We start from the raw sequence: 23,902 nt of genomic DNA, 5'->3' as shown, positions 1-23,902 counted from the left end.
CGAGGTTGCAACAAGGGCCGAAGCAGCCTCAGCAAATCCTTTCGCAACCTCGTGCCTCGTCAGGGACTACGGTGCGGTTATAGTGCTGGCAGTTATTTAAAGGGGAACTGATCCGTGCGCATTGCTCTTTTTTTCTGCGCCTGGCTGCTGGGTTCGGGGGCTGTCGCCGCAACCAATGAACCCGCGACGCTGGACCGCAGCACCTGGCCCGAACAATTGCTCAGCCCGGCTTTGTTCGATGTGGCCTCGCGTGCCGAAATCCTGACCTTCGCCCGTGAATTGCTGACCAGCGAGGCACTTGATGACGACGCCCTGAAGCAGCGCCTGAATCTGAAAATCATCAACATCGACGAGATTGATGGCGTTCGGCGCAGGATGTGGCTGCGGCTGCTGGCCAATTATGATTTTGCCCAGCAAAGCTGCGACCAGGACGCATCGTTTTGTTATTACGTCGACGACATGGCCAGTTTGCGTGAGCAGGCCGGCAAGTTCGAAGTCGCCGATGATTCGTTTTATGCCGCCTGGGCCGGGCCGAGTCGCGAGTTTCACCGGCGCTATCTGGATGAGCAATTGCGCCTGGCGGCACTGTTCCCGCAAATCAGCAGCGAAATCGGTCTGTTTGGCGATCAGGAATTCAACGGCGACGAGATGAATGACCGGCTGTTCATGCTGACCTTTGACAGCGGCCCGACACAGTTGCCGGGCAACACGGACTGGTTGACCGACTATCTGCGCAAGCAGTCCATCAGTGCCACTTTCTTTGTCTTGGGCAACGGTCTGCAAGGGCGACTCGATAAAAGCTCGGAAGCGGCAGTGCAAGCGCTGTACAAGGGGCAATGCGTGGGCGTGCAGGGCTGGGAGTATCGTTCCCATAGCCATTGGCAAGACTGGCAGGGTTCGATCTTGCGCAGTGTGGCGTTGGTCAGGCAAGTGGTGCCGCAGAACTACGTTCCCCTGTTTCGTCCGCCTTATGGGCAGCGTCGGGCGGACAGCGCCGGGTTCTTTGGGGCACAAGGCTTGAAAGTGGCGCTATGGGACATTGATTCCCGGGACCTGGCTGCCAGCCTGACCGCCGAACAGTCGGCGCAACGGGTGTTGAGCCTGATGCTGCTGTGGCGCCATGGGGTTATTGTCTTTCACGATACCCAGGACAAGGTGCGCAGTGCAGTGCCCTGGCTATTGAAGGCGACGGCGCAGAGCGGGCTTGGCTGGGAGGATTGCGCGAAGGCTATGTAGGAACGAGCTTTTCAAACAGCTCGTTCCTGCGGGGCTGGGGTAACAAAAGATTACATATAGACCTCTGACTCTAGCTGCGCTTCGGGCATCCGCCAAGGCTATTCGTCAGTCTGAAAAATAAATTCCTTATTCGTTAAAAATCCTTTTTTTTGTCACACGTTTAGGAGTATTACGAAGACAGACCGCCGAAACCTGCACCACAGGTGGCGTCTTCCAGGACCCATCGGGAAGGGTATTCATCTGAACGCATCAGATGAGTTCGGCAGTCACTTCGAGGCGCAGCACTGTTGAGGTATTGCGTCGAATGGCTCCCACAAAGGTGACCGAGTATGGATGATCACGGACGCACTCCTTCTTCCAACCAGCCAATCCTTTATGTGCTCGATACCAATGTTCTGATTCACGATCCAAACGCATTGCTTAACTTCGAGGAACACCACGTCACCATCCCGATGACGGTGCTCGAAGAGCTCGACAAACTCAAAACCGGCAAATTACTGGTGGCTGCGGAATGTCGCCAGGCGATCCGTCTGATTGATCAGACACTGGGCGCGTCTTCTCCCGAAGACGTCGAGTTGGGCGTACCTATTCTGCGGGGCAAAAGCGGTCCCAAAGGCTTTTTATCGATTCTGATGAACAAGCGCCGGGAGCCCAACGCGCTGCTGCCTGAAAACCTCAACGACAACATCATCATCAACCAGCTGATCGATCTGCATACCCGTGACCCTGCGCGGCGTGTGGTGCTGGTGACCAAAGACATCAACATGCGCCTCAAGGCCCGGGCGTGCGGGATCGCCTCCGAGGACTACAGCACTGACCAGCTGGTTGACGACGTGGCGCTGCTGCCCCGTGGCTATCACACCATGACGGGCTCGTTCTGGGACCGGGTCAGCAAGGTCGAAACCCGTCAGGGCCATGGCCGTACCTGGCATCAGGTGCAGTTGATCGACAACCTGCCGGCCGTGCATATCAACGAGTTCATCATTGATGAACAGGGTTTTGTCGGCTGGATCAAAGAGATCCGCAAGGACCACCTGCTGATTCTCGACCTGCATCAGGAGCCGCTGCTGCATCAGGAAGCGTGGGGGCTCAAACCGCGGGATATCTATCAGGCGCTGGCGCTGTTTGCCTTGCTTGATCCGGACATTCATCTGGTCAACCTGTCGGGTGCGGCGGGTTCGGGGAAAACCATTCTGGCGCTGGCCGCCGCCATCGAACAAACCATGGTCAGCAAGCGCTACCGGCGCATTATCTGTACCCGCAGCGTGCAAGGGCTGGATCAGGAAATCGGCTTCTTGCCGGGCACCGAAGCCGAGAAAATGGAGCCCTGGCTGGGGGCCATCACCGATAACCTTGAAGCCTTGCATATGGAGGACGAAAACACCCATGGCAGCGTTGATTACATCCTGAGCAAGGTGCCGTTGCAGTTCAAATCCCTGAACTACATCCGTGGCCGCAGCTTCCAGCAAAGCCTGATCCTGATTGACGAGTGCCAGAACCTGACACCGCACCAGATGAAAACCATCATCACCCGTGCGGGCGCAGGTTCGAAAGTGGTGTGCCTGGGCAACCTGGCGCAGATCGATACGCCTTACCTGTCGGCCACCAGTTCGGGGCTGACCTACCTGACGGAGCGTTTCAAGGACTTCCCCAACGGTGTGCACATCGCCCTGCAAGGGGTACCGCGTTCGATTCTGGCCGAGTACGCCGAATCTCACCTCTAAGTTAACCCGGCAATAAACCTGTAGGAGCGAGTTTGCTCGCGAGCTTTTGAACAGCTCGCGAGCAAGCTCGCTCCTGCTTCAGTAGCCTGAGGTAAGCTTGCTCGGCTTACGCGCTGTTGCAGTCTGTTGTTCGGGTTCAGGCATGCAGCGCTCCCAGGAGTTGGCCAAGACAGGAGAGTCGGGTGTTATTGCGTAATATCGATTTGAATTTGTTGGTGGTGCTCGATGCGCTGCTGACTGAAAAACACGTGACCCGTACCGGAGTCCGTTTGCATTTGAGTCAGCCCGCCATCAGCCACTCGCTGAATAAACTCAGGGTGTTGCTCGATGATCCGTTGCTGATTCGCCAGGGCAACGAGGTGGTGCTCAGTGCGTTGGCGCAAAACCTTCAGGCGCCACTCAAGGAGATCCTGGGGCAGATTGAAACCTTGCTCGGCCAGTCCATCGACTTTGTGCCGGCAGACTCGCAACGTACCTTGCGCATAGCCATGTCCGATTACGGGGCCGCGATCGTGCTGCCAAAATTGCTGGTGCAACTCAGGGCGCAGGCGCCGGGCACCTCGCTGGTGGTAATCCAGGACAGCCGCCTTGGCATGCTTGAGCAAGTGGGGCAGGGCAGGATCGACCTGGCCATCGGTGTGTTTCCCGCTCCGGGGGCGGATATCTGCACTGAGGTGCTGTTTGAAGAAACCTTTACCTGCCTGCTCGACCGTCGTTCTCTGCCTGAAAATGGTGTGCTTGATCTGGACAGCTACCTGGCGCGCCCGCACCTGCTGGTGTCGATGGACGGCAACACCCGGGGAGAGGTCGATAACGTCCTGCGGGCCCGGGGTTTAAAACGTCGGGTGGCGGTCAACGTGCCTCATTGGGGCACGGCCCCCGGGATGATTGCCGATACCGACCTGATCCTCACCGTGGCCACCCGCACCCTGACCAACGTGCCGTTTGGCGACACCCTGGTGGCAATGGCGCCGCCGCTGACGGTTGCCCCGTTCAACTATGTGCAGGCCTGGCATAACCGTTTTAACCAGGACCCGGCCCATCGCTGGTTGCGCGAACTGGTCAGGCAGGTGAGTGCCTGATCTCCTGATCACCTGATCACCTGATCTTTCGATCTGTAGGAGCGAGCTTGCTCGCGAGCTTTTGATCTTGAAGAGCTCGCGAGCAAGCTCGCTCCTACAGTTTTGGCAGTTTTGGCAGTTTTGGCAGTTTTGGCATTTGGGGCAGTGTTGGCATTTGGAGCAGTTTTGGCAGTTGAGACAGTTTTGGTGGCTAAGGCAGTTGAGACAGTTGAATCATTTCGTCAGCCCCGTGAGGCGATGACAAACCCCGCCAGCACTACGCTCACCCCGAGGATTTTCTGCAGGCCCGGAGTGTTCTTTGGCAGTCCGAGCAAGCCGAAGTAATCAATCACCAGGGAAATAATCAACTGGCCCAGCACCACTGCCATGATGAAATTGAGTGCACCCAGGCGCGGTACGCTGATCAGCGCGACGGTGATGTAGAACACGCCGGCCAGGCCGCCGAGCCAGATCCACCAGGGGCCGTTCAGCAAGGCGCCAAGGTGGGGGCGCGGGACTTTGACGATAAGCATCACCAGCGCAATGGCGACACTGCTGACCAGCAATGAAATGACGGTGGCCCAGAATGGATGTCCCAGCGTCACCCCCAGCCGGGCGTTGCTGGCGGCCTGCAAGGGCACCGCAACGCCGGCCAGCAGGCTCAGGGCAATGGCAATAAATAGTGGCATGAGTACGGTCTCCAAAGTTTCAACCGTTGTACGGCCAAGACGCGCAGGTGGCCAATTCGATGTTCTGATGCTCGGTATTCGCGGGGTCGATGGCCTTGAGCCGGGCCCCGGGTTTACAATCGCGGCTCCCCTCTGGAGTACTCCCCTGTGCTGACTCATCTGGATTCCCAAGGCCGCGCGAACATGGTCGATGTCACCGATAAAGCCGTGACATCCCGTGAAGCGACGGCACAAGCGGTGGTGCGCATGCGCCCTGAAACCCTGGCAATGATCGTCAGCGGCGGTCACCCCAAGGGCGATGTTTTTGCCGTGGCGCGGATCGCCGGAATCCAGGCCGCGAAAAAAACCTCGGATTTGATCCCGTTGTGCCATCCGCTGATGCTCACCAGCGTCAAGGTTGAACTCAGTGCCCAGGACAGCGATGCAGTACTGATCGTGGCGCGCTGCAAACTGTCGGGGCAGACCGGCGTCGAGATGGAGGCCCTGACCGCCGCCAGCGTCGCGGCCCTGACTATTTATGACATGTGCAAGGCTGTCGACCGTGGCATGAGCATCGAAAGCGTACGCGTGCTTGAAAAGCTCGGTGGCAAGAGCGGGCACTTTCAGGCTGATGCCTCATGAAACTAAAGGTGATGTTCTTTGCCCGTTACCGCGAAGCCCTGGGGCTGGATGGCGAAGCTGTCGAAGGCCCGTTCACCTCCATTGAGCAGTTACGCGGGCACCTGGTGCAGCGGGGCGGAGCCTGGCAAGTATTGGCCGAGCCCAACCTGATGTGCGCGCGCAATGAAGAGCTGTGCAAGCCTGACGAGCCCTTGGCGGACGGCGACGAAGTGGCGTTTTTCCCGCCCGTGACAGGAGGCTGAAGATGACCGTTAGGGTGCAAGCGGCAGCCTTTGATCCGGGGGCGCAGGTCAATGCGCTGCACGCGGCCAACCTGGGGGTGGGCGCGGTGGTGAGTTTTGTCGGCTATGTGCGCGACTTCAACGACGGGCGCGATGTGGCGGGGATGTTTCTGGAGCACTATCCGGGTATGACCGAAAAAGCCCTGGACAAGATCGTCCTGGAGGCCGAACAACGCTGGCCGCTACTCAGGCTTGAAGTGCTGCACCGGGTTGGCGCGCTTGAACCGGGGGAGCCGATAGTCTTTGTCGGTGTTGCCAGCGCCCATCGTCAGGCCGCATTCGATGCCTGCGCCTTTGTCATGGACTACCTGAAAACCCGGGCGCCGTTCTGGAAGAAAGAACAGACCGGCGATGGACCGCGTTGGGTCGAAGGTCGCGTGAGCGATGAGGAAGCAGCGGACCGCTGGAAGAAATAATACCCCTTGGGAGCGAGCTTGCTTACGAGCCGTTAAAAGCTCGCGAGCCAGCTCGCCCCAGAGGGAGATGATCAGGCCGTTACAGTCGGATCATGGGGCTTGCGCACGGCCCGTACTACAGGTCGCAGCAATTCAGTCGGCGGTGTTTCGCAGCTGATTTTTTTGCCCAGCAAGGCTTCGATCGACGGCAACTGATAGGAGTCGTCTTCACCGGCAAAACTGATCGAGACGCCGCTGGCGCCCGCCCGGCCAGTACGGCCAATGCGGTGCACGTAGTCGTCCGGCACTTCGGGCAGGGTGAAGTTGATTACGTGACTGATACCGTCGATGTGAATCCCGCGTCCTGCCACATCGGTGGCCACCAGTACGCGGATCTTGCCTTCGCGGAAACCTTCGAGGGTCTTGATGCGTTTGTGCTGCGGCACGTCACCCGACAGTTGCGCGGCGTTGATGCCGTCACGCACCAGGCGTTCTTCGATGCGGCGCACTTCATCCTTGCGGTTGGCGAAGACGATGACCCGCTCCCAACCGTTGTCGTTCACCAGGTTGAACAGCAACTTGTACTTGTCTGCCCCGGCAACCGCGTAAACGTGTTGCTCCACCATGTCGCTGGCGACGTTGAGCGCTTCGATTTCGACAATGGCCGGGTCGGTGGTCCATTGCTTGGCCAGGTTCATCACGTCCTCGGTAAAGGTCGCAGAGAACAGCAGCGTCTGGCGCTCGGCTTTCGGTGGGGTCTGGCGAATGATCTGGCGTACTTGCGGGATAAAACCCATATCAAGCATGCGGTCGGCTTCATCGAGCACCATGACTTCGACCATGTCCAGATGCACTTCGCCGCGCTGGTTGAAGTCCAGCAGACGGCCCGGGGTGGCTACCAGAATGTCGCAATGGCGGGCTTCGAGCTGTTTCAGCTGCTTGTCGAAGTCCATGCCGCCGACGAATGTCATGACATTGAGGTCGGTGTACTTGGTCAGGTCGGCTGCGTCTTTGGCGATTTGCACCACCAGCTCGCGGGTCGGCGCAATGATCAGTGCGCGCGGCTCGCCCATGTAGCGTTCTTTGGGCGGCGGGGTCTGGGTCAGCTGGCTGATGATCGAAATCAGGAACGCGGCAGTTTTGCCGGTACCGGTCTGGGCGCGACCGATGGCGTCACGGCCGCTGAGGGTATAGCCCAGTACGCCAGCCTGAATCGGGGTGCAGTACGGAAAACCCAGGTCTTGAATGGCGTGCATCAGCTCCGGGGCGAGCTTGAAGTCGTGAAAACGGACTTTGCCTTCTTGTGGCTCGACCACGAAGTCTTCGAGTTTCCAGGGAGTGACCGGCGGCTTGGGGGCCGCTTCACGCCGTGGTTTTGCAACTTTGGGTTGTTCGATCTGAACCGGTTCAGGAGCGGGCTGTACGTCGGGAGTGTCCACCGAGGCTTGAGCAGGGGCAGAGCGGCCAGGCTGTTGCGCGTCGGTGCGCGGGCTGGTGGTGCTCGAAGGTGTCACTGAAGCTGATGCGAGTGGCTCAGCCTCGCTTTTACCGAATATTTTTTTGAGTGCTTTGAGCACGGTCATCTCATCAGTTGGTTAAGGAGTGTACGCCGGGCAGTGTAATGCAAGTCGCGTGCTCGGCGTAGTGAACGACAGGATGTTTCGGTTTTAGCCCAGATGTTTGGCCAGCCAGGCACCGATGTCGCTGATCTCTTTGGGTAACACTTCATGACCCATTGGGTATTCCTGCCATGTTACGGCCACACCCGCAGCCTTCAATCGCTCATAGGCCGTGCGGCCCATGGCGTTTTGCACCACTTCGTCGTACTGGCCATGCAGGCACAGGGCCGGGATCCGTTGCTGACTGGCGGATAACGGCAGCACGTCAGTGAAGGTCGGGGCATAGGTGGAGAGGGCAAGTACGCCACCCAGTGCACCTTCATATCTCACATAGGCGGTGTGATAGACCACGGCGCCGCCCTGGGAAAATCCGGCGAGGAAAATCCGGCTGGCGTCTATTCCGGCCCTTTTCTGATCTTCGATCAAGCTGAGGACGGTTGCCGCGGACTCTTCCAGCTCTTCTTCGCTGATGGAACGCGCCGGGCTCATGGCCTTGATGTCGTACCAGCTGGGCATGGCATAACCGCCATTGATCGTCACCGCGCGGGTGGGGGCCTGGGGCAAAACAAAGCGGGTGGTCAATAACTTCTCTTGCAGCATCTCGGCCACCGGCATGAAGTCATAACGGTCGGCGCCCAGGCCGTGGAGCCAGATAACACAGGCATCTGCAGGCTTTTGGGGCTGGATAAACAGGGGTTCGGTCATGGCTGCTCCATCGTTGTGCGTGCGCGCGGCTTGGGTGCGCGGCAAAGGTGCGTGTTCGTCAGGAAATTACAGAAGATGTCGCCTGCTTGAACGTTTTATCAGCAAATGCGACCTGAAATGTTCAAGGCTTCAGAGTGGTACGCGCTTTGCTATGTGGACAGGGACGTTAATGCGTTCACCTTCGGCGGTAACACTAACAGGCTATTGCCGATGGAGGGACAGCAAAAGCCCGAGGTTGAAGTTAGACATGGAATTCAACAGCTCAAGGGAGCGCTTCGGTTCGAAGGCTGGTGCGATATACCCATCGCTCAAGGCTTATGCCGCGTGACCCAATAAAAAGCCGACACGGGTCAACATCGCCTCACAAGGGGGCGGCGGGTCTTGTTCAAACACAACAAAAGCAGTACTTGGAGGTTTGAATGAAGCAGTTGAAATCCACCCTGGCTTTGGCCACCGCAGCCATCGTGTTGAGCGTTAGCGGTTTTGCTCACGCAGGCGCGACGCTCGATGGCGTTAAAAAGAAGGGTTTTGTGCAGTGTGGCGTCAGCGATGGTTTGCCGGGTTTTTCGGTGCCTGACAAAGACGGCAAGATTCTGGGGATCGATGCCGACATCTGCCGTGCAGTGGCCGCCGCCGTGTTTGGCGATGCAACCAAGGTCAAGTTCAGCCAGTTGAACGCCAAGGAGCGTTTCACCGCGCTGCAATCGGGCGAAGTCGATGTGCTGTCGCGCAACACCACCTGGACCAGCTCCCGTGACGCGGGCATGGGCATGGTGTTTGCCGGGGTTACCTATTACGACGGCGTCGGCTTTCTGGTCAATAACAAGCTGGGGGTAAAAAGTGCCAAGGAACTGGACGGTGCAACCATTTGCATCCAGGCCGGTACTACTACTGAGCTCAACGTGTCGGATTACTTCCGGGCCAATAACCTGAAATACACTCCGATCACCTTCGACACCTCCGACGAAAGCGCCAAGTCGCTGGAAAGCGGGCGTTGCGACGTGCTGACCTCCGACAAATCGCAGCTATATGCACAGCGCAGCAAGCTGGCGAACCCGAATGACTACGTGGTGTTGCCGGAAACCATCTCCAAGGAGCCCCTGGGCCCTGTGGTTCGCAAGGGTGACGAGGACTGGTTCAGCATCGTCAAGTGGACCCTGTTCGCCATGCTCAACGCTGAAGAAGCCGGCATCACCTCGAAAAACGTCCTGGCTGAAGCCAAATCCACCAAGAACCCCGATGTTGCCCGCTTGCTGGGTGCTGACGGCGAATATGGCAAAGACTTGAAACTGCCAAAAGACTGGGTGGTGCAGATCGTCAGCCAGGTCGGCAACTACGGCGAAGTGTTTGAGAAAAACCTCGGCAAAAGCACTCCTCTGGCCATCGACCGCGGGCTGAACGCCTTGTGGAACAACGGCGGCATCCAATACGCACCACCTGTGCGCTGATGGACCTGTCACCCGGTGGGCCAACCACCGGGTGACGTTCTGATCCATTTTTTCAGGGGCACTTCATGCAGACTAAAGTCGGCGCACCCAAGCCGAGGCTCAGCCTCAGCGATCCACGTGTGCGTGCGTGGTTATTTCAGATCATCACCGTCGCGTTGGTGGTCTTCATGGGCTGGTATCTGTTCAACAATACCCAGACCAACTTGCAACACCGGGGTATCACTTCGGGTTTTGACTTTCTTGAGCGCAGTGCCGGGTTTGGTATTGCGCAGCATCTGATTGATTACACCGAGTCGGACAGTTATGCCCGGGTGTTCGTGATCGGCCTGCTGAACACGCTGCTGGTGTCGGTAATAGGTGTGATCCTGGCGACCATCCTCGGCTTTATCATCGGTATTGCCAGGTTGTCCCCCAACTGGATGATCAACAAGCTGGCGACGGTTTACGTCGAGGTGTTCCGCAATATCCCGCCTTTGCTGCAAATCCTGTTCTGGTACTTCGCGGTCTTCCTGACCATGCCGGGGCCACGTAACAGCCATAACTTTGCTGACACTTTCTATATGAGCAGCCGTGGCCTGAACATGCCTGCGGCCATTGGCACCGACGGGTTCTGGCCGTTTGTGGTCAGCGTGCTGCTGGCGATTGTGGCAGTGGTGCTTATGGCACGCTGGGCCAATAAGCGGTTTGAAGCGACCGGTGTGCCGTTCCACAAGTTCTGGGCCGGGCTGGGCCTGCTGCTGGTGATCCCGGGGTTGTGCATGCTGATCTTTGGCTCGCCGGTGCACTGGGAAATGCCGCAGCTCAAGGGCTTCAACTTTGTCGGTGGCTGGGTGCTGATTCCGGAGCTGCTAGCGCTGACCATCGCGTTGACTGTTTACACGGCGGCGTTCATTGCCGAAATCGTGCGCTCGGGGATCAAGTCGGTCAGCCATGGCCAGACCGAAGCGGCGCGCTCGCTGGGCCTGCGCCCCGGGCCGACACTGCGTAAGGTGATCATTCCCCAGGCGCTGCGGGTAATCATCCCGCCGCTCACCAGCCAATACCTCAACCTGGTGAAAAACTCGTCGCTGGCGGCAGGTATCGGTTATCCGGAAATGGTTTCACTGTTTGCCGGTACGGTGCTTAACCAGACCGGGCAAGCGATTGAAGTCATCGCCATCACCATGAGCGTTTACCTGGCCATCAGCATCAGTATTTCGCTGCTGATGAATTGGTACAACACGCGCATTGCGCTGATCGAGCGATGAGGACGGGACTATGACAACTCATGTTTTCAAACCCGACATGCCGCCGCCGGGTAACCGCATCGGCATCGTCGCCTGGGCCCGGGCCAATCTGTTTTCCAGTTGGCTCAACACCTTGCTTACGCTGTTTGCCTTTTACCTGATCTGGTTGATCGTGCCGCCGCTCCTGAGCTGGGCGATCTTTGACGCCAATTGGGTGGGCACGACCCGGGCCGACTGCACCAAGGACGGCGCCTGCTGGGTCTTCATTCAGCAGCGCTTCGGCCAGTTCATGTACGGCTATTACCCCCGCGACCTGCGCTGGAGGGTCGATCTGACGGTGTGGTTGGCCGTGATCGGTGTGGCGCCGTTGTTTATCTCGCGCTTCAAGCACAAGGCGATCTACGGCCTGGGCTTTTTGGTGCTGTACCCGGTACTGGCTTACAGCCTGCTGCATGGCGGTTACTGGGGGCTGAGCAACGTGGCCACCAGCCAGTGGGGCGGCCTGATGCTGACCCTGGTAATTGCCACGGTCGGCATCGCGGGTGCTTTGCCGCTGGGGATTTTGCTGGCGCTGGGAAGACGCTCGGACATGCCGGCCATTCGCGTGGTGTGCGTGACGTTCATCGAGTTCTGGCGCGGCGTGCCATTGATCACCGTGCTGTTCATGTCTTCAGTGATGTTGCCGCTGTTTCTGCCCGAAGGCATGAACTTCGACAAACTGCTGCGGGCCTTGATTGGCGTGATCCTGTTCCAGTCGGCCTATGTCGCGGAAGTGGTGCGTGGTGGTTTGCAGGCCATTCCCAAGGGGCAATACGAAGCCGCCGCCGCGATGGGGCTGGGTTACTGGCGCAGCATGGGGCTGGTCATTCTGCCCCAGGCCTTGAAGCTGGTGATCCCCGGCATCGTCAACACCTTTATCGCCCTGTTCAAGGACACCAGCCTGGTGATCATCATCGGTCTGTTCGACCTGCTCAACAGCGTCAAACAGGCTGCTGCCGACCCGACCTGGCTGGGTATGGCCACCGAAGGCTATGTGTTTGCGGCGTTGGTGTTCTGGATTTTCTGTTTTGGTATGTCCCGCTACTCCATGCATCTGGAGCGCAAGCTGGACACTGGCCACAAGCGTTAGGTAGGAGTGCGACATGAGTGAAGCAATCAAGAAACCTGCGAGCCCTGAAGGCATTATTCAAATGCAGGGCGTCAATAAATGGTACGGCCAGTTCCACGTGCTCAAGGACATCAACCTTAACGTGCAACCCGGGGAGCGGATTGTATTGTGCGGGCCTTCCGGTTCCGGCAAATCGACCACTATCCGTTGCCTGAACCGCCTCGAAGAGCACCAGCAGGGGCGTATCGTGGTTGATGGGGTTGAGCTGACCAACGACATCAAGCAGATCGAAACGGTGCGCCGTGAGGTTGGCATGGTGTTTCAGCACTTCAACTTGTTCCCGCACCTGACCATCCTGCAGAACTGCACGCTGGCGCCGATGTGGGTGCGCAAGATGCCCAAGCGCCAGGCCGAAGAGATCGCCATGCATTATCTGGAGCGGGTACGGATTCCGGAGCAGGCGCACAAGTTTCCGGGGCAGTTGTCCGGTGGTCAGCAGCAGCGGGTAGCGATTGCCCGGGCGTTGTGCATGAAGCCTAAAATCATGTTGTTCGATGAGCCGACTTCAGCCCTCGATCCGGAGATGGTCAAGGAGGTGCTGGATACCATGATCGGCCTGGCCGAAGACGGCATGACCATGCTCTGCGTGACCCATGAAATGGGCTTTGCCCGTACCGTGGCTAACCGCGTGATCTTTATGGACAAGGGTGAAATCGTCGAGCAGGCAGCTCCGAACGACTTCTTCGACAACCCGCAAAATGACCGGACCAAAATGTTCCTGAATCAGATTCTGCATTAACAGCCCCCCCTGTAGGAGCGAGCTTGCTCGCGAGCTCTTCCGCGCCCCGGTAAACAGCTCGCGAGCAAGCTCGCTCCTACAGTTTTGTGGCGTTAGGCATCCCCCGTCTCCCGCAGAAAATGACCGGACCAAACTGCTCCTGAATCAGATTCTGCATTAACCGCACACCTCCCCGTAGGAGCGAGCTTGCTCGCGAGCTCTTCCGCGCCCCGGTAAACAGCTCGCGAGCAAACTCGCTCCTACAGTTTTGTGGTGTTAGGCATCTCCCGTCCCCCGCAGAAAATGACCGGACCAAAATGTTCCTGAATCAGATTCTGCATTAACCGCACCCCTCCCCGTAGGAGCGAGCTTGCTCGCGAGTTTTTCCGCTCCCCGCCAAGGCTTTTGCAGACCTTTTAGCCTGTGGTCGATTGCCCTTGCGCAGGGGGCTGACTACCATGTTGGGCAACTCATCAGAGGACTGTGCTGACAGGCGTACCGCATGTCAGACACTTCCCGCTATCAAGTCATGGCGCTCTGCCGGACTTCTTGACTGCCCAACACCGGAGATCCCATGCCGCGCAATGCCTCGCCATCGATAAACAATACCGAACCGGTGCGTCATCTGGATGATCTGGAGGAGTTGCTGATCGATGCCGAAGCCGACGACGAGCAAGTACAGCTAGCACCAGTGGCGGTGTTACGTCCCTGGCTGCTGCTGTTGGGTCTGGTGCTGGTGGCGTTGAACCTGCGTCCGGCGTTGTCGAGCATGGCGCCTTTGCTCTCACAAGTGTCTACCAGCCTGGGCCTGTCTGCTGCCCAGGCGGGCTTGTTGACCACCTTGCCAGTGCTTTGTCTGGGTGTGTTTGCGCCTCTGGCGCCGATTCTGGCCCGGCGCTTCGGTACTGAGCGGGTGGTGCTGGGAATTTTGCTGACGCTGGGCGGCGGGATTGTCCTGCGCAGCTACCTGGGGGAAGTCGGCCTGTTTGCCGGGAGTATTCTGGCGGGCGCCAGTATCGGTGTGATCGGTGTGTTGTTGCCCGGCATCATCAAGCGCGATTTTGCCGGACATGCTGGGACGATAATGGGGGTCTACACCATGGCCTTGTGCCTGGGGGCTGCCCTGGCGGCGGGTGCAACCGTGCCGTTGAGCAATTATCTGAACGACAGCTGGGCGCTGGGGCTGGGATTTTGGGCGTTACCTGCGCTGGTGGCGGCCATTTTCTGGCTGCCCCAGGCCGGCAAGCGCCAGGGGGCGCACAAGGTGGCCTACCGGGTGAGTGGCCTGATACGTGACCCGCTGGCCTGGCAAGTGACGCTGTACATGGGTTTGCAGTCTTCTCTGTCCTACATCGTTTTTGGCTGGCTGCCTTCGATTCTGATGGGCCGTGGCCTGACCCCGACCCAGGCCGGGCTGGTGATGTCGGGTTCAGTCATTGTGCAACTGATCACGGCGCTGAGCGCTCCCTGGCTGGCGACGCGGGGCAAGGACCAGCGCCTGGCAATCGTATTGATGATGAGTATGACCCTGGCTGGCCTGTTCGGCTGTCTGTATGCACCGCTGGATGGCTTGTGGGGCTGGGCGATTGTGCTGGGTCTGGGGCAGGGCGGTGCATTCAGCCTGGCGTTGACCTTGATCGTGCTGCGCTCGCGCGATGCCCATGTGGCGGCCAATCTGTCGGGCATGGCCCAGGGGATCGGCTATACGGTGGCATCCATGGGGCCGTTGGCGGTGGGTGTGGTGCATGAAATGACCGGTGGCTGGAGTGCCGTGGGCTGGATTTTCGGGGTGATCGGCATCATCGCCATCGCCGCCGGGCTCGGGGCAGGGCGGGCGCTGTATGTGAATGCGCTGAGTGAAAAGATTTGAAGCCATAGTGTTTCGGCTCCTTGCAGATTATCTTTTGTAGAACCCTGAACCCCGCGGATCCTGCCATGAGCCAAGACCACCAAGCGTTGATCACTCGCTTCTATCAAGCTTTCCAGCGGCTGGATGCTGAGGCAATGAGTGCCTGTTACACCGACGATGTATTGTTCAGCGACCCGGTGTTTGGTGAATTGCGCGGTCGCCGTGCCAGCGATATGTGGCGCATGCTGACCTCGCGGGCCAAGGATTTCAGCCTGACCTTCGATCAGGTGCAAGCAGATGCCCAACGTGGCAGTGCGCATTGGGTAGCCACTTATAGGTTTATCCCGACCGGGTTTACCGTTATCAACGATATTCAGGCGCGCTTTGTGTTTCGCGACGGAAAAATCTGCGAGCACCACGATCAGTTCGACCTGTGGCGCTGGTCGCGTCAGGCGCTGGGTACCAAGGGTTTGTTGCTGGGCTGGACGCCACTGGTGAAAAATGCCATTCGGGCTCAGGCGCGCAAAGGGCTCGAAGCCTTTGAGGCCAGTCGTTGAAGGTGAGTTCCAGACCCTGGTTTGTGTACCTGGTGCGGGCTGCTAACGGCTCGCTGTATTGCGGGATCAGTGATGATCCGGTGCGTCGTTTTGCCAAACATCAAAGCGGCAAGGGCGCGCGTTTTTTTGCTTCAAGCCCTGCCGTTGCCCTGGTCTATACCGAGTCCTGGCCCGATAAAGGTGAAGCGCTGCGTCAGGAACGACTGATCAAAAAGCTCAAAAAGAGTGCCAAGGAATGCCTGGTGCAAAGCCAGGCAGGTCAGTTTGATTAAGTGCGTTATGCTGCTGGCTTACTCTTTTGCGGCGGATAACTGAATGTCAGATTTGATTCTTCATCACTACGCGGCTTCCCCTTTCGCACAAAAGGCCCGCCTTCTACTGGGCTTCAAAGGGCTGTCCTGGCATTCGGTACATGTCCCGCCCATGATGCCAAAACCCGATCTGACGGCGCTGAGCGGTGGCTATCGCAAGACTCCGGTATTGCAGGTGGGGGCGGATGTCTACTGCGACACGGCTTTGATTGCGCGCCGGCTGGAGCAGGAGAAATCGATCCCCGCCTTGTTTCCTCTCGGTCAGGAAATGGTGGTCAGTGCCGTTGCTGCGTGGGCTGACTCGGTGGTGTTTCAACATGCGGTGAGCCTGGTGTTCCAGCCGGAGTCTGCCGCGGTACGGTTTGCCAAAATGCCCCCGGACATGCTCAAGGCGTTCGTGGCCGATCGCGCGGCATTGTTCAGCGGTGGCAGCGCCACCCGCATTCCCGCCGAACAGGCGGTATTGCAATGGCCAGTGATCATGGGCCGGCTCGAGCAGCAGTTGCAACACGAGCAGGGCGATTACCTGTTCGGTGAGCCCTCGATTGCCGACTTCGCGCTGGCGCACTCGCTGTGGTTCCTTAAAGCCACGCCGGTGACTGCACCTCTGGTTGATGCTTATCCGGCCGTTGCGGCCTGGTTGCAGCGAGTTCTGGACTTCGGCCAGGGCACACCGATTGAAATCACCGCCGAGCAGGCGCTGGCGATTGCCAAAGGCGTTGAGCCGGTTGCCTTGCCTGAGTTCGATTCGGCTTTTGGCTTCAGCAAGGGCCAGCGGGTTACGGTTGCGGCAACCGACTACGGGGTTGACCCGGTAGCGGGCGAGCTGGCCCATATCGGCGCAGAAGAGCTGGTAGTGCGTCGCGAAGACCCACGAACCGGAGTGGTGCATGTGCACTTTCCGCGGATCGGGTTTCGGATTGAGGCGGTGGGTCAATAAGCACGGGGCGCTTGCATCGCTGGCAAGCCAGCTCCCACACAAACTGTGGGAGCTGGCCAACGATGCAATTCAGGCAAAACGATTCCCACTGCTGCTTTTGTGGGAGCTGGCTTGCCAGCGATTAGATTCGGGAAATTACGGTTTTGCTGAGCCGCAGGGTTATTTCAACGCGGCCATTATCGCATCCGGGTTGAAGTCCCTGAGCAGTGTGCCGTTCACGTCCAGAATCGGAATTCCACGTCCGCCCAGTGCCTCATAGGCCTGGCGGGCGGCGGTATCCTTGTCTATATCAAACTCTTGATACGGGATGCCTTTCTGATCCAGAAAGCGCCGGGTGGCCTTGCAGTAGCCACACCACTCGGTGGAGTACAGCACCACCCGGGCACTGGCCCGGGTTTGCTCGGGCACCGCCGCCGAGGGGTCAAGCACTCGCTCGATCTTGCCCCAGTTCTGAAAGATGACCACCACCACCAGAACAAACAGGACCTTCTTCAAGATGCCGTTGAGCATTACTTGTTGCGCTTGAGCTGGTCGAGCAACTGGGTGGGCAGGCCTTTGATGACCAGGGTTCCGGCTTCTTCGTCGAATTCGATCTTGGAGCCCAGCAGATGGGCCTCAAAGCTGATGGACAGGCCCTCGGCACGTCCGGTGAAGCGCCGGAACTGGTTCAGGGTGCGTTTATCTGCCGGGATCTCCGGGGACAGACCGTAGTCCTTGTTGCGGATATGGTCGTAGAAGGCTTTCGGGCGCTCTTCGTCGATCAGTTCGGACAACTCGACCAGGCCCATGGGTTCACCGATCTTGGCCTGGCTGCTGGCGTAGTCGACCAGAGTCTTGGTTTTTTCCCGGGCCGACTCTTCAGGCAGGTCTTCGCTTTCGACGAAGTCGCTGAACGCCTTGAGCAGGGTGCGGGTTTCGCCGGGGCCGTCGACGCCTTCCTGACAGCCGATAAAGTCGCGGAAATACTCCGAGACTTTCTTGCCGTTCTTGCCCTTGATAAACGATATGTACTGCTTGGACTGCTTGTTGTTCTGCCACTCGGAAATATTGATCCGTGCGGCCAGATGCAACTGGCCCAGATCCAGATGCCGCGAAGGGGTGACGTCCAGTTCCGAGTTCACCGCCACGCCGTCGCTGTGGTGCAGCAGGGCGATAGCCAGGTAGTCAGTCATGCCTTGCTGGTAGTGGGCGAACAGCACGTGACCACCCACCGACAGGTTGGATTCTTCCATCAGCTTTTGCAGGTGCTCCACAGCCACGCGGCTGAAGGCGGTGAAGTCCGTGCCGCCTTCCAGGTATTCCTTGAGCCAGCCACTGAACGGGTGGGCTCCGGACTCGGCATGGAAAAAGCCCCAGGCTTTGCCTTGCTTGGCGTTATAGCTTTCGTTGAGGTCCGCGAGCATGTTCTCGATGGCTTGGGACTCGGCCAGTTCAGAGTCGCGAGCGTGGAGAACAGCGGGCGTACCGTCGGGTTTTTTCTCAATTAAATGGACGATGCAATGACGGATCGGCATGGGTTTCTCGGCGAGTAATGAGAGGACAGGGTGCGCACCCCGCAAAGGCGTCAAGTGTACCCCACCTGAGCGCCGGGTCGGGGTTTGGGGCGCTTGAGACGGGTGTTGACGGTTTTTTTACGGTTTTAAGCCTATAAAGCTGACCAAATGGCTAGGTAGAGGCGGATATTTCGCTGTCTCTGTGCTAGTTTTGCCCGGTCTTGCGCTCGGAAACGGCGCAATGCATGCATTCAGCATGTGTCAGGTCGAACCAAACCCCGTTTTAGCTATCTACATCCGCGATTCGTCGTGAAAGCTGGCGGGTGTGCCAGACCCTTGAGATCTGGCTCGATGGCTGACATTGCACTCTGCAAACCAAATGAATTTGATAGGGAAGGAACATCTCAATGGCTATTACTAAAGACCAACTGATTGCCGATATCGCTGAAGCTATCGACGCGCCAAAAACTACCGCGCGTAACGCTCTGGACCAACTGGCCCAGATCGTTGCTGATCAATTGGAAAATGGCGGCGAAATCACTCTGCCAGGTATTGGCAAACTGAAAGTGACCGAGCGTCCTGCCCGCACTGGCCGTAACCCTTCGACTGGCGCTGCCATCGAAATCGCCGCCAAAAAAGTTATCAAGCTCGTTGTGGCCAAAGGCCTGACTGACGCTGTTAACAAGTAAGACTGTTTTAAAAAAGCCGCGCTTCGAATCACTTCGAAGCGCGGCTTTTTTTTGGGCGAAAATCCTGAAAACACCGTCTTCCCTTGCAGGAGCGAGCTTGTCTCGCGATCTTTTGATTTTGTAAAAGATCGCGAGACAAGCTCGCTCCTGCGGGGTTACAGGGTGCTTACTTCCAGTTCTTTTCGCGCCACATTTGCTGCTGGTCCTTGTCATGGAACGTCCAGGCTACAAAGCGGCTCTGCTTGTTACCCTGGGACATGTCGACGACCTGGCTTTCACGGGCACCGGCTTTTTTCAGCGCGGTCTGGATTGCCGGCAGGTTGGACGCCTTGGACACCAGTACGCTGAACCACAGGATCTGACGGGCCACATGCACGCTTTCGCGGATCAGTTGGGTCACAAAGCGCTGCTCGCCGCCTTCACACCACAATTCGGCCGCCTGGCCACCAAAGTTCAGAACCGGCAGCTTGCGCTTGGGATCTGCCTTGCCCAGTGCGCGCCATTTACGCTCACTGCCGCGTGTAGCTTCGTCCAGGGAGGCGTGGAACGGCGGGTTGCACATGGTCAGGTCGAAACGCTCAGTGCTCTCCAGCAGGTCCAGCAGGATCTTCTGCGGGTTAGGTTGCAGGCGCAGGCTGATGGCTTTGTTAAGACCGTTGGACTGCACAATCGCCTTGGCCGCCTTGACTGCAGTCGGATCGACTTCAGTACCCAGGAACTGCCAGCGGTACTCGCTATGGCCGATCAGCGGGTAGACGCAGTTGGCGCCCATGCCGATGTCCAGCACGCGAACGTTCTGCCCGCGGGGGATTTCGCCGTCGTTCATGCTGGCCAGCAGGTCGGCCAGGAAGTGCACGTAGTCGGCGCGTCCCGGAACCGGCGGGCACAGGTAGTCGGCCGGGATGTCCCAGTGGGCAATGCCGTAGAACGCCTTGAGCAGGGCGCGGTTGAACACGCGTACCGCGGTCGGGTTGGCAAAGTCGATGCTCTCTTTGCCGTACGGGTTGATGATGACGAATTCGGCCAGTTCAGGGCAGACCGAAATCAGTTGCGGGAAGTCGTAACGGCCCTGGTGACGGTTGCGCGGGTGCAGGCTGGGCTTGACGCGCGGCTCGGCCGGTTTGGCCTCGGCAGCGGACTTGGGCTTGTGGCGTGTGGCTTTGGAAGTGCGTGGGGTCGTCATGTTCAATTCATTCCACAAAAGCAATCGCGGGCAAGGCCGCCCCAGCAGGGTTGAACCCTGCGGGAGCGGCCTTGCCCGCGATCAGGTGCGCAGCGTTATTACAGGCTGGAAATCCGCGCGTGCTGTTCTGCCAGTTTGCTCAAGGCCTGTTCGGCTTCGGCCAACTTGGCACGTTCTTTCTCGATGACTTCGGCCGGAGCCTTGTCAACGAATGCGGCGTTCGACAACTTGCCGCCAACGCGGGCAACTTCGCCGTGCAAGCGCTGGATTTCCTTGTCCAGGCGCGCCAACTCTGCATCTTTGTCGATCAGGCCGGCCATTGGCACCAGCACTTCCATCTCGCCAACCAGAGCGGTGGCGGACAGCGGTGCTTCGGCGCCGTCTTGCAGCACGGTGATGGATTCGAGTTTAGCCAGCTTTTTGAGCAGGGCGTCGTTCTCGGTCAAACGGCGCTGATCTTCGCTGCTGACGTTTTTCAGGTACAGCTGCAAAGGCTTGCCAGGACCGATGTTCATCTCGCCACGGATATTGCGCGTGCCGAGCATCAGGCCCTTGAGCCATTCGATATCATCTTCGGCAGCCTGGTCGATGCGGGCTTCATTCGCCACCGGCCATGGTTGCAGCATGATGGTCTTGCCTTCGACACCGGCCAGCGGCGCGATGCGCTGCCAGATTTCTTCGGTGATGAACGGCATGAACGGGTGTGCCAGGCGCAAGGCCACTTCCAGTACCCGCACCAGGGTGCGACGCGTGCCACGCTGGCGTTCAACCGGAGCGTTTTCGTCCCACAGCACAGGCTTGGACAGTTCCAGGTACCAGTCGCAGTACTGGTTCCAGATGAACTCGTACAGGGCTTGAGCGGCGAGGTCGAAGCGGAACTGGTCGAGGTGACGGGTCACTTCGGCTTCGGTGCGCTGCAGCTGCGAGATGATCCAGCGGTCAGCCAGTGACAGTTCGTAGGCTTCGCCGTTCTGGCCGCAGTCTTCGCCCTTGTCCAGCACGTAGCGCGCGGCGTTCCAGATCTTGTTGCAGAAGTTGCGATAGCCTTCAACGCGGCCCATGTCGAATTTGATGTCGCGACCGGTGGATGCCAGCGAACAGAAAGTGAAGCGCAGGGCGTCGGTGCCGTAGCTGGCGATGCCGTCAGCGAATTCGTCACGGGTCTGTTTTTCGATCTTCTTCAGCAGTTTTGGCTGCATCAGGCCGGTGGTGCGTTTGGCCACCAGGTCTTCGAGCTCGATGCCGTCGATGATGTCCAGCGGGTCCAGGACGTTGCCCTTGGACTTGGACATCTTCTGGCCCTGACCGTCACGTACCAGGCCGTGTACATACACGGTCTTGAACGGAACTTGCGGGGTGCCGTCTTCATTTTTCACCAGGTGCATGGTGAGCATGATCATCCGGGCAACCCAGAAGAAAATGATGTCGAAGCCGGTAACCAGCACGTCAGTTGAGTGGAAAGTTTTCAGCGCGTCGGTTTTTTCCGGCCAGCCCAGGGTGGAGAACGTCCACAGACCCGAACTGAACCAGGTGTCGAGCACGTCGTTGTCCTGTTGCAGCGCAACATCCGGGCCCAGGTTGTTCTTGGCCCGGACCTCGGCTTCGTCGCGGCCTACATAGACCTTGCCCGACTCGTCGTACCAGGCCGGAATCCGGTGGCCCCACCACAGCTGACGGCTGATGCACCAGTCCTGGATGTCGCGCATCCACGAGAAGTACATGTTTTCGTACTGCTTGGGTACGAACGCGATGCGGCCATCTTCAACGGCGGCAATGGCCGGTTCAGCCAACGGCTTGGTCGATACGTACCACTGATCGGTCAGCCACGGCTCGATGATGGTGCCCGAACGGTCGCCCTTCGGTACTTTCAGCGCGTGATCGTCGACGCTCACCAGCAGGCCTGCGGCCTCGAAGTCGGCGACGATTTGCTTGCGCGCTTCGAAGCGGTCCAGACCGGCATACTTGGCCGGCAGGGTGCCGTCGATGGTTTCGTTCAGTTTGCCGTCGAGGTTGAACACCTGGGCGGCAGGCAGTACCACCGCGTTTTTGTCGAAAATGTTCAGCAGCGGCAGGTTGTGGCGCTTGCCGACTTCGTAGTCGTTGAAGTCGTGGGCCGGCGTGATTTTCACACAGCCAGTGCCGAATTCAGGATCGCAGTAATCGTCAGCAATGATCGGGATGCGACGGCCAACCAGTGGCAGCTCGACGAATTTGCCGATCAGGGCCTTGTAGCGTTCGTCTTCCGGGTTTACCGCAACGGCAGCATCGCCGAGCATGGTTTCCGGACGGGTGGTTGCAACTACCAGGTAGTCCAGGCCTTCAGCGGTTTTGGCGCCATCAGCCAGCGGGTAGCGCAGGTTCCACAGGAAACCTTTCTCGTCGTGGTTTTCCACTTCAAGGTCGGAAATGGCGGTGTGCAGCTTGGTGTCCCAGTTGACCAGGCGCTTGCCGCGATAGATCAGGCCGTCTTCGTGCAGGCGCACAAAGGCTTCCTTCACGGCTTCGGACAGGCCGTCGTCCATGGTGAAGCGTTCGCGGCTCCAGTCTACGGACGAGCCAAGGCGACGAATCTGACGGCTGATGTTGCCGCCGGACTGATCTTTCCATTCCCAGATCTTGTCCAGGAACTTCTCGCGGCCCAGGTCGTGGCGGTTCAGACCTTGTGCTTCGATCTGACGCTCAACCAGCATCTGGGTAGCGATACCCGCGTGGTCGGTGCCCGGCTGCCACAGGGTGTTGCGACCCTGCATGCGGCGGAAACGGATCAGGGCGTCCATGATCGCGTTGTTGAAGCCGTGGCCCATATGCAGGCTGCCGGTGACGTTCGGCGGCGGAATCATGATGGTGTACGGGTCGCCCGCGCCTTGCGGGGCGAAATAATTCTGTTCTTCCCAGGTTTTGTACCAGGAAGTTTCAATGGCGTGCGGCTGGTAGGTCTTATCCATGCGCGGCGGGACCCTATTGGCATTAATTCAGGAAAGCCGGCAAGTATAGCGGGGCGGGAGGCAGAGGGCGAGTTGTGCAGGGAACCTATTGCTTCTGCGGGAACGCTGCTGGGTAAAACCTGTGGGAGCTGGCAAGTCAGCTCCCACAGGAGCGGCATGTGCTACATCGCCGATCAGCTCTGATGCTGGGCGAGCAAGCGCTCCATATGTGCATCGAGGCGGCGTTTGATTTCGGTTTCGATGTGCGGGGCGAAGTCGTTGATCACGTCTTGCATGATCGCTTGCGCCGCAGTGCGCAGCTCTTTGTCCAGATGAACCAGCAGTGCGTCCGGCGCTTTTTCGGCTTTGGGGGCTGGCGCTATGCCGGCCAGCGGTATTTGCGCAGGTTCGGGCTCTTCGCTGATCACTTCAGAGAGCAACGGAATTTGCGCTTCTTCGCCACCCACCATTTCCGTCAGCAGGGGAGGTTGCAGATCTTCATCTCCCAGCAGCTGGCGAATGGATTCAAGATCATCGAGCAGGTGTGCGGCTTTTTGCGGCGAATTGGAGGTGTCCATCGTGTGCTCAGAGTCGTTGTAGCTTGTGGTCTTGCAGAGGATAGCCCTGTTCACGGTAGAAGCGGAAACTCTCCCGTGCGGCCAGTCGGACGGCGGGGTCTTCGACCACGACTTCAGCCACGCGGGCGAAGCGTTTGAAGAATTCGGGGACTTTAAGGTCCAGGTTGATCAGTAAGTCCTGATGGCTGGCTGGTGCCTCGCCCAGGCCCATGAGTATCACGCCATCGGGCTGGTCTTCAGCGTTGCTGTGGGGGACGAAGCTTTCGCCCTTGAAGCGCCACAGACGCTCATCCAGATCCTGGCGTTGCGCTGCATCGCTGCAGTGCAGGTACACCCGGTGCCCGAGGCGCCAGGCTTTGTCCGCGAGTTTGCAGGCAAAATCCAGGCGTGCCGAAGGGTCGGCGCTGGGAAGGATATAAAAGTCGACTTTGCTTAATTCTGGGGTCATTGCAATTCCTGAATCGGGGCCGCGCCGCTATTAATAAGC

At 58.7% G+C, this 23,902-nt stretch carries 24 protein-coding genes; 15 read left to right on the top strand and 9 right to left on the bottom strand.

What is annotated here, in order from left to right; genetic code table 11:
- The first annotated feature begins 114 nt into the window (after positions 1–114).
- The 3 genes from B195_RS18280 to B195_RS18270 all read left to right on the top strand — a co-directional run bounded on the left by B195_RS18280 (position 115) and on the right by B195_RS18270 (position 4,042).
- Positions 115–1,236: a polysaccharide deacetylase family protein gene (locus B195_RS18280; RefSeq protein WP_003440097.1), complete on the top strand. Its 1,122-nt coding sequence runs from the start codon at positions 115–117 to the stop codon at positions 1,234–1,236.
- A 329-nt stretch (positions 1,237–1,565) separates the two neighbouring features.
- Entirely contained in the window at positions 1,566–2,960 is a 1,395-nt protein-coding gene (locus B195_RS18275) for a PhoH family protein (RefSeq protein ID WP_003440099.1), read from the top strand.
- Between the two features lie 182 nt (positions 2,961–3,142).
- Positions 3,143–4,042 carry a LysR family transcriptional regulator gene (locus B195_RS18270; protein WP_003440101.1) on the top strand — a complete coding sequence of 300 codons (900 nt, stop codon included), beginning with the start codon at positions 3,143–3,145 and terminating at the stop codon, positions 4,040–4,042.
- 221 nt (positions 4,043–4,263) lie between these two features.
- Here B195_RS18270 and B195_RS18265 read toward each other — a convergent pair whose 3' ends face one another.
- On the bottom strand, positions 4,264–4,710 hold the full coding sequence (locus B195_RS18265) for a DMT family transporter (RefSeq protein WP_003440103.1): 447 nt from the start codon (positions 4,708–4,710) through the stop codon (positions 4,264–4,266).
- 147 nt (positions 4,711–4,857) lie between these two features.
- On the opposite strand from B195_RS18265, the gene moaC reads away from it, so the two are divergent.
- From moaC to moaE, 3 genes are read left to right on the top strand one after another with little or no spacing between them, the layout of a single operon-like run.
- Entirely contained in the window at positions 4,858–5,331 is a 474-nt protein-coding gene (gene moaC / locus B195_RS18260; RefSeq protein ID WP_003440106.1) for a cyclic pyranopterin monophosphate synthase MoaC, read from the top strand.
- Positions 5,328–5,573 (top strand): MoaD/ThiS family protein, encoded by a 246-nt coding sequence (locus tag B195_RS18255; RefSeq protein WP_003440108.1) that lies wholly within the window; start codon positions 5,328–5,330, stop codon positions 5,571–5,573. Before moaC ends, B195_RS18255 begins: the two co-directional genes overlap by 4 nt.
- A gap of 2 nt (positions 5,574–5,575) precedes the next feature.
- Positions 5,576–6,028, top strand: coding sequence for a molybdopterin synthase catalytic subunit MoaE (gene moaE / locus B195_RS18250; protein WP_003440110.1), 453 nt, complete (start codon positions 5,576–5,578; stop codon positions 6,026–6,028).
- Between the two features lie 71 nt (positions 6,029–6,099).
- Here moaE and rhlB read toward each other — a convergent pair whose 3' ends face one another.
- Both rhlB and B195_RS18240 read right to left on the bottom strand, forming a co-directional pair.
- Complete coding sequence (rhlB, locus tag B195_RS18245) at positions 6,100–7,590, bottom strand: ATP-dependent RNA helicase RhlB (protein WP_003440111.1); 1,491 nt, start codon at positions 7,588–7,590, stop codon at positions 6,100–6,102.
- Between the two features lie 84 nt (positions 7,591–7,674).
- Positions 7,675–8,331: an alpha/beta hydrolase gene (locus B195_RS18240; RefSeq protein ID WP_003440112.1), complete on the bottom strand. Its 657-nt coding sequence runs from the start codon at positions 8,329–8,331 to the stop codon at positions 7,675–7,677.
- 419 nt (positions 8,332–8,750) lie between these two features.
- Between B195_RS18240 and B195_RS18230 the strand changes: the two genes are divergently transcribed.
- From B195_RS18230 to B195_RS18195, 8 genes are all read left to right on the top strand, one after another.
- Positions 8,751–9,779: an amino acid ABC transporter substrate-binding protein gene (locus B195_RS18230; RefSeq protein ID WP_003440115.1), complete on the top strand. Its 1,029-nt coding sequence runs from the start codon at positions 8,751–8,753 to the stop codon at positions 9,777–9,779.
- A 65-nt stretch (positions 9,780–9,844) separates the two neighbouring features.
- Positions 9,845–11,026: an amino acid ABC transporter permease gene (locus B195_RS18225; protein ID WP_003440117.1), complete on the top strand. Its 1,182-nt coding sequence runs from the start codon at positions 9,845–9,847 to the stop codon at positions 11,024–11,026.
- A gap of 10 nt (positions 11,027–11,036) precedes the next feature.
- Complete coding sequence (locus B195_RS18220; protein WP_003440119.1) at positions 11,037–12,134, top strand: amino acid ABC transporter permease; 1,098 nt, start codon at positions 11,037–11,039, stop codon at positions 12,132–12,134.
- A gap of 13 nt (positions 12,135–12,147) precedes the next feature.
- Entirely contained in the window at positions 12,148–12,912 is a 765-nt protein-coding gene (locus B195_RS18215) for an amino acid ABC transporter ATP-binding protein (RefSeq protein ID WP_003440122.1), read from the top strand.
- Between the two features lie 553 nt (positions 12,913–13,465).
- Complete coding sequence (locus B195_RS18210) at positions 13,466–14,761, top strand: CynX/NimT family MFS transporter (protein WP_003440124.1); 1,296 nt, start codon at positions 13,466–13,468, stop codon at positions 14,759–14,761.
- 65 nt (positions 14,762–14,826) lie between these two features.
- Positions 14,827–15,297 carry a nuclear transport factor 2 family protein gene (locus tag B195_RS18205; RefSeq protein WP_003440132.1) on the top strand — a complete coding sequence of 157 codons (471 nt, stop codon included), beginning with the start codon at positions 14,827–14,829 and terminating at the stop codon, positions 15,295–15,297.
- Positions 15,294–15,569 (top strand): GIY-YIG nuclease family protein, encoded by a 276-nt coding sequence (locus B195_RS18200; RefSeq protein WP_029612406.1) that lies wholly within the window; start codon positions 15,294–15,296, stop codon positions 15,567–15,569. The genes B195_RS18205 and B195_RS18200 overlap by 4 nt, the downstream gene beginning before the upstream one ends.
- Positions 15,570–15,612: 43 nt before the next feature.
- A complete protein-coding gene (locus tag B195_RS18195) occupies positions 15,613–16,548 on the top strand; it encodes a glutathione S-transferase family protein (protein ID WP_003440134.1) in 936 nt (311 codons plus the stop codon).
- Between the two features lie 159 nt (positions 16,549–16,707).
- Here the strand turns inward: B195_RS18195 and B195_RS18190 are convergent, their stop codons facing one another.
- Together B195_RS18190 and yejK are read right to left on the bottom strand one after the other, a co-directional pair.
- Positions 16,708–17,058, bottom strand: coding sequence for a glutaredoxin family protein (locus tag B195_RS18190; RefSeq protein ID WP_003440135.1), 351 nt, complete (start codon positions 17,056–17,058; stop codon positions 16,708–16,710).
- Positions 17,058–18,062, bottom strand: coding sequence for a nucleoid-associated protein YejK (gene yejK, locus B195_RS18185; RefSeq protein WP_003440136.1), 1,005 nt, complete (start codon positions 18,060–18,062; stop codon positions 17,058–17,060). The genes B195_RS18190 and yejK overlap by 1 nt, the downstream gene beginning before the upstream one ends.
- A 386-nt stretch (positions 18,063–18,448) precedes the next feature.
- Between yejK and B195_RS18180 the strand changes: the two genes are divergently transcribed.
- Positions 18,449–18,730 carry an HU family DNA-binding protein gene (locus B195_RS18180; RefSeq protein WP_003440137.1) on the top strand — a complete coding sequence of 94 codons (282 nt, stop codon included), beginning with the start codon at positions 18,449–18,451 and terminating at the stop codon, positions 18,728–18,730.
- 166 nt (positions 18,731–18,896) lie between these two features.
- Here the strand turns inward: B195_RS18180 and rlmF are convergent, their stop codons facing one another.
- From rlmF to B195_RS18160, 4 genes are all read right to left on the bottom strand, one after another.
- Positions 18,897–19,913 (bottom strand): 23S rRNA (adenine(1618)-N(6))-methyltransferase RlmF, encoded by a 1,017-nt coding sequence (gene rlmF, locus B195_RS18175; protein ID WP_003440138.1) that lies wholly within the window; start codon positions 19,911–19,913, stop codon positions 18,897–18,899.
- A gap of 98 nt (positions 19,914–20,011) precedes the next feature.
- On the bottom strand, positions 20,012–22,858 hold the full coding sequence (locus B195_RS18170; protein WP_003440140.1) for a valine--tRNA ligase: 2,847 nt from the start codon (positions 22,856–22,858) through the stop codon (positions 20,012–20,014).
- A gap of 173 nt (positions 22,859–23,031) precedes the next feature.
- Positions 23,032–23,415, bottom strand: coding sequence for a hypothetical protein (locus B195_RS18165; protein ID WP_003440142.1), 384 nt, complete (start codon positions 23,413–23,415; stop codon positions 23,032–23,034).
- A 7-nt stretch (positions 23,416–23,422) separates the two neighbouring features.
- A complete protein-coding gene (locus tag B195_RS18160; protein WP_003440143.1) occupies positions 23,423–23,863 on the bottom strand; it encodes a DNA polymerase III subunit chi in 441 nt (146 codons plus the stop codon).
- Positions 23,864–23,902: the final 39 nt, after the last annotated feature.

Source organism: Pseudomonas sp. Lz4W (assembly GCF_000346225.2).
In the GTDB taxonomy this organism is placed as follows: Bacteria; Pseudomonadota; Gammaproteobacteria; order Pseudomonadales; family Pseudomonadaceae; genus Aquipseudomonas; species Aquipseudomonas paraversuta.
The sequence above is the reverse complement of the archived record's forward strand: the minus strand, read 5'-3'. Positions and strand labels throughout refer to the sequence as shown.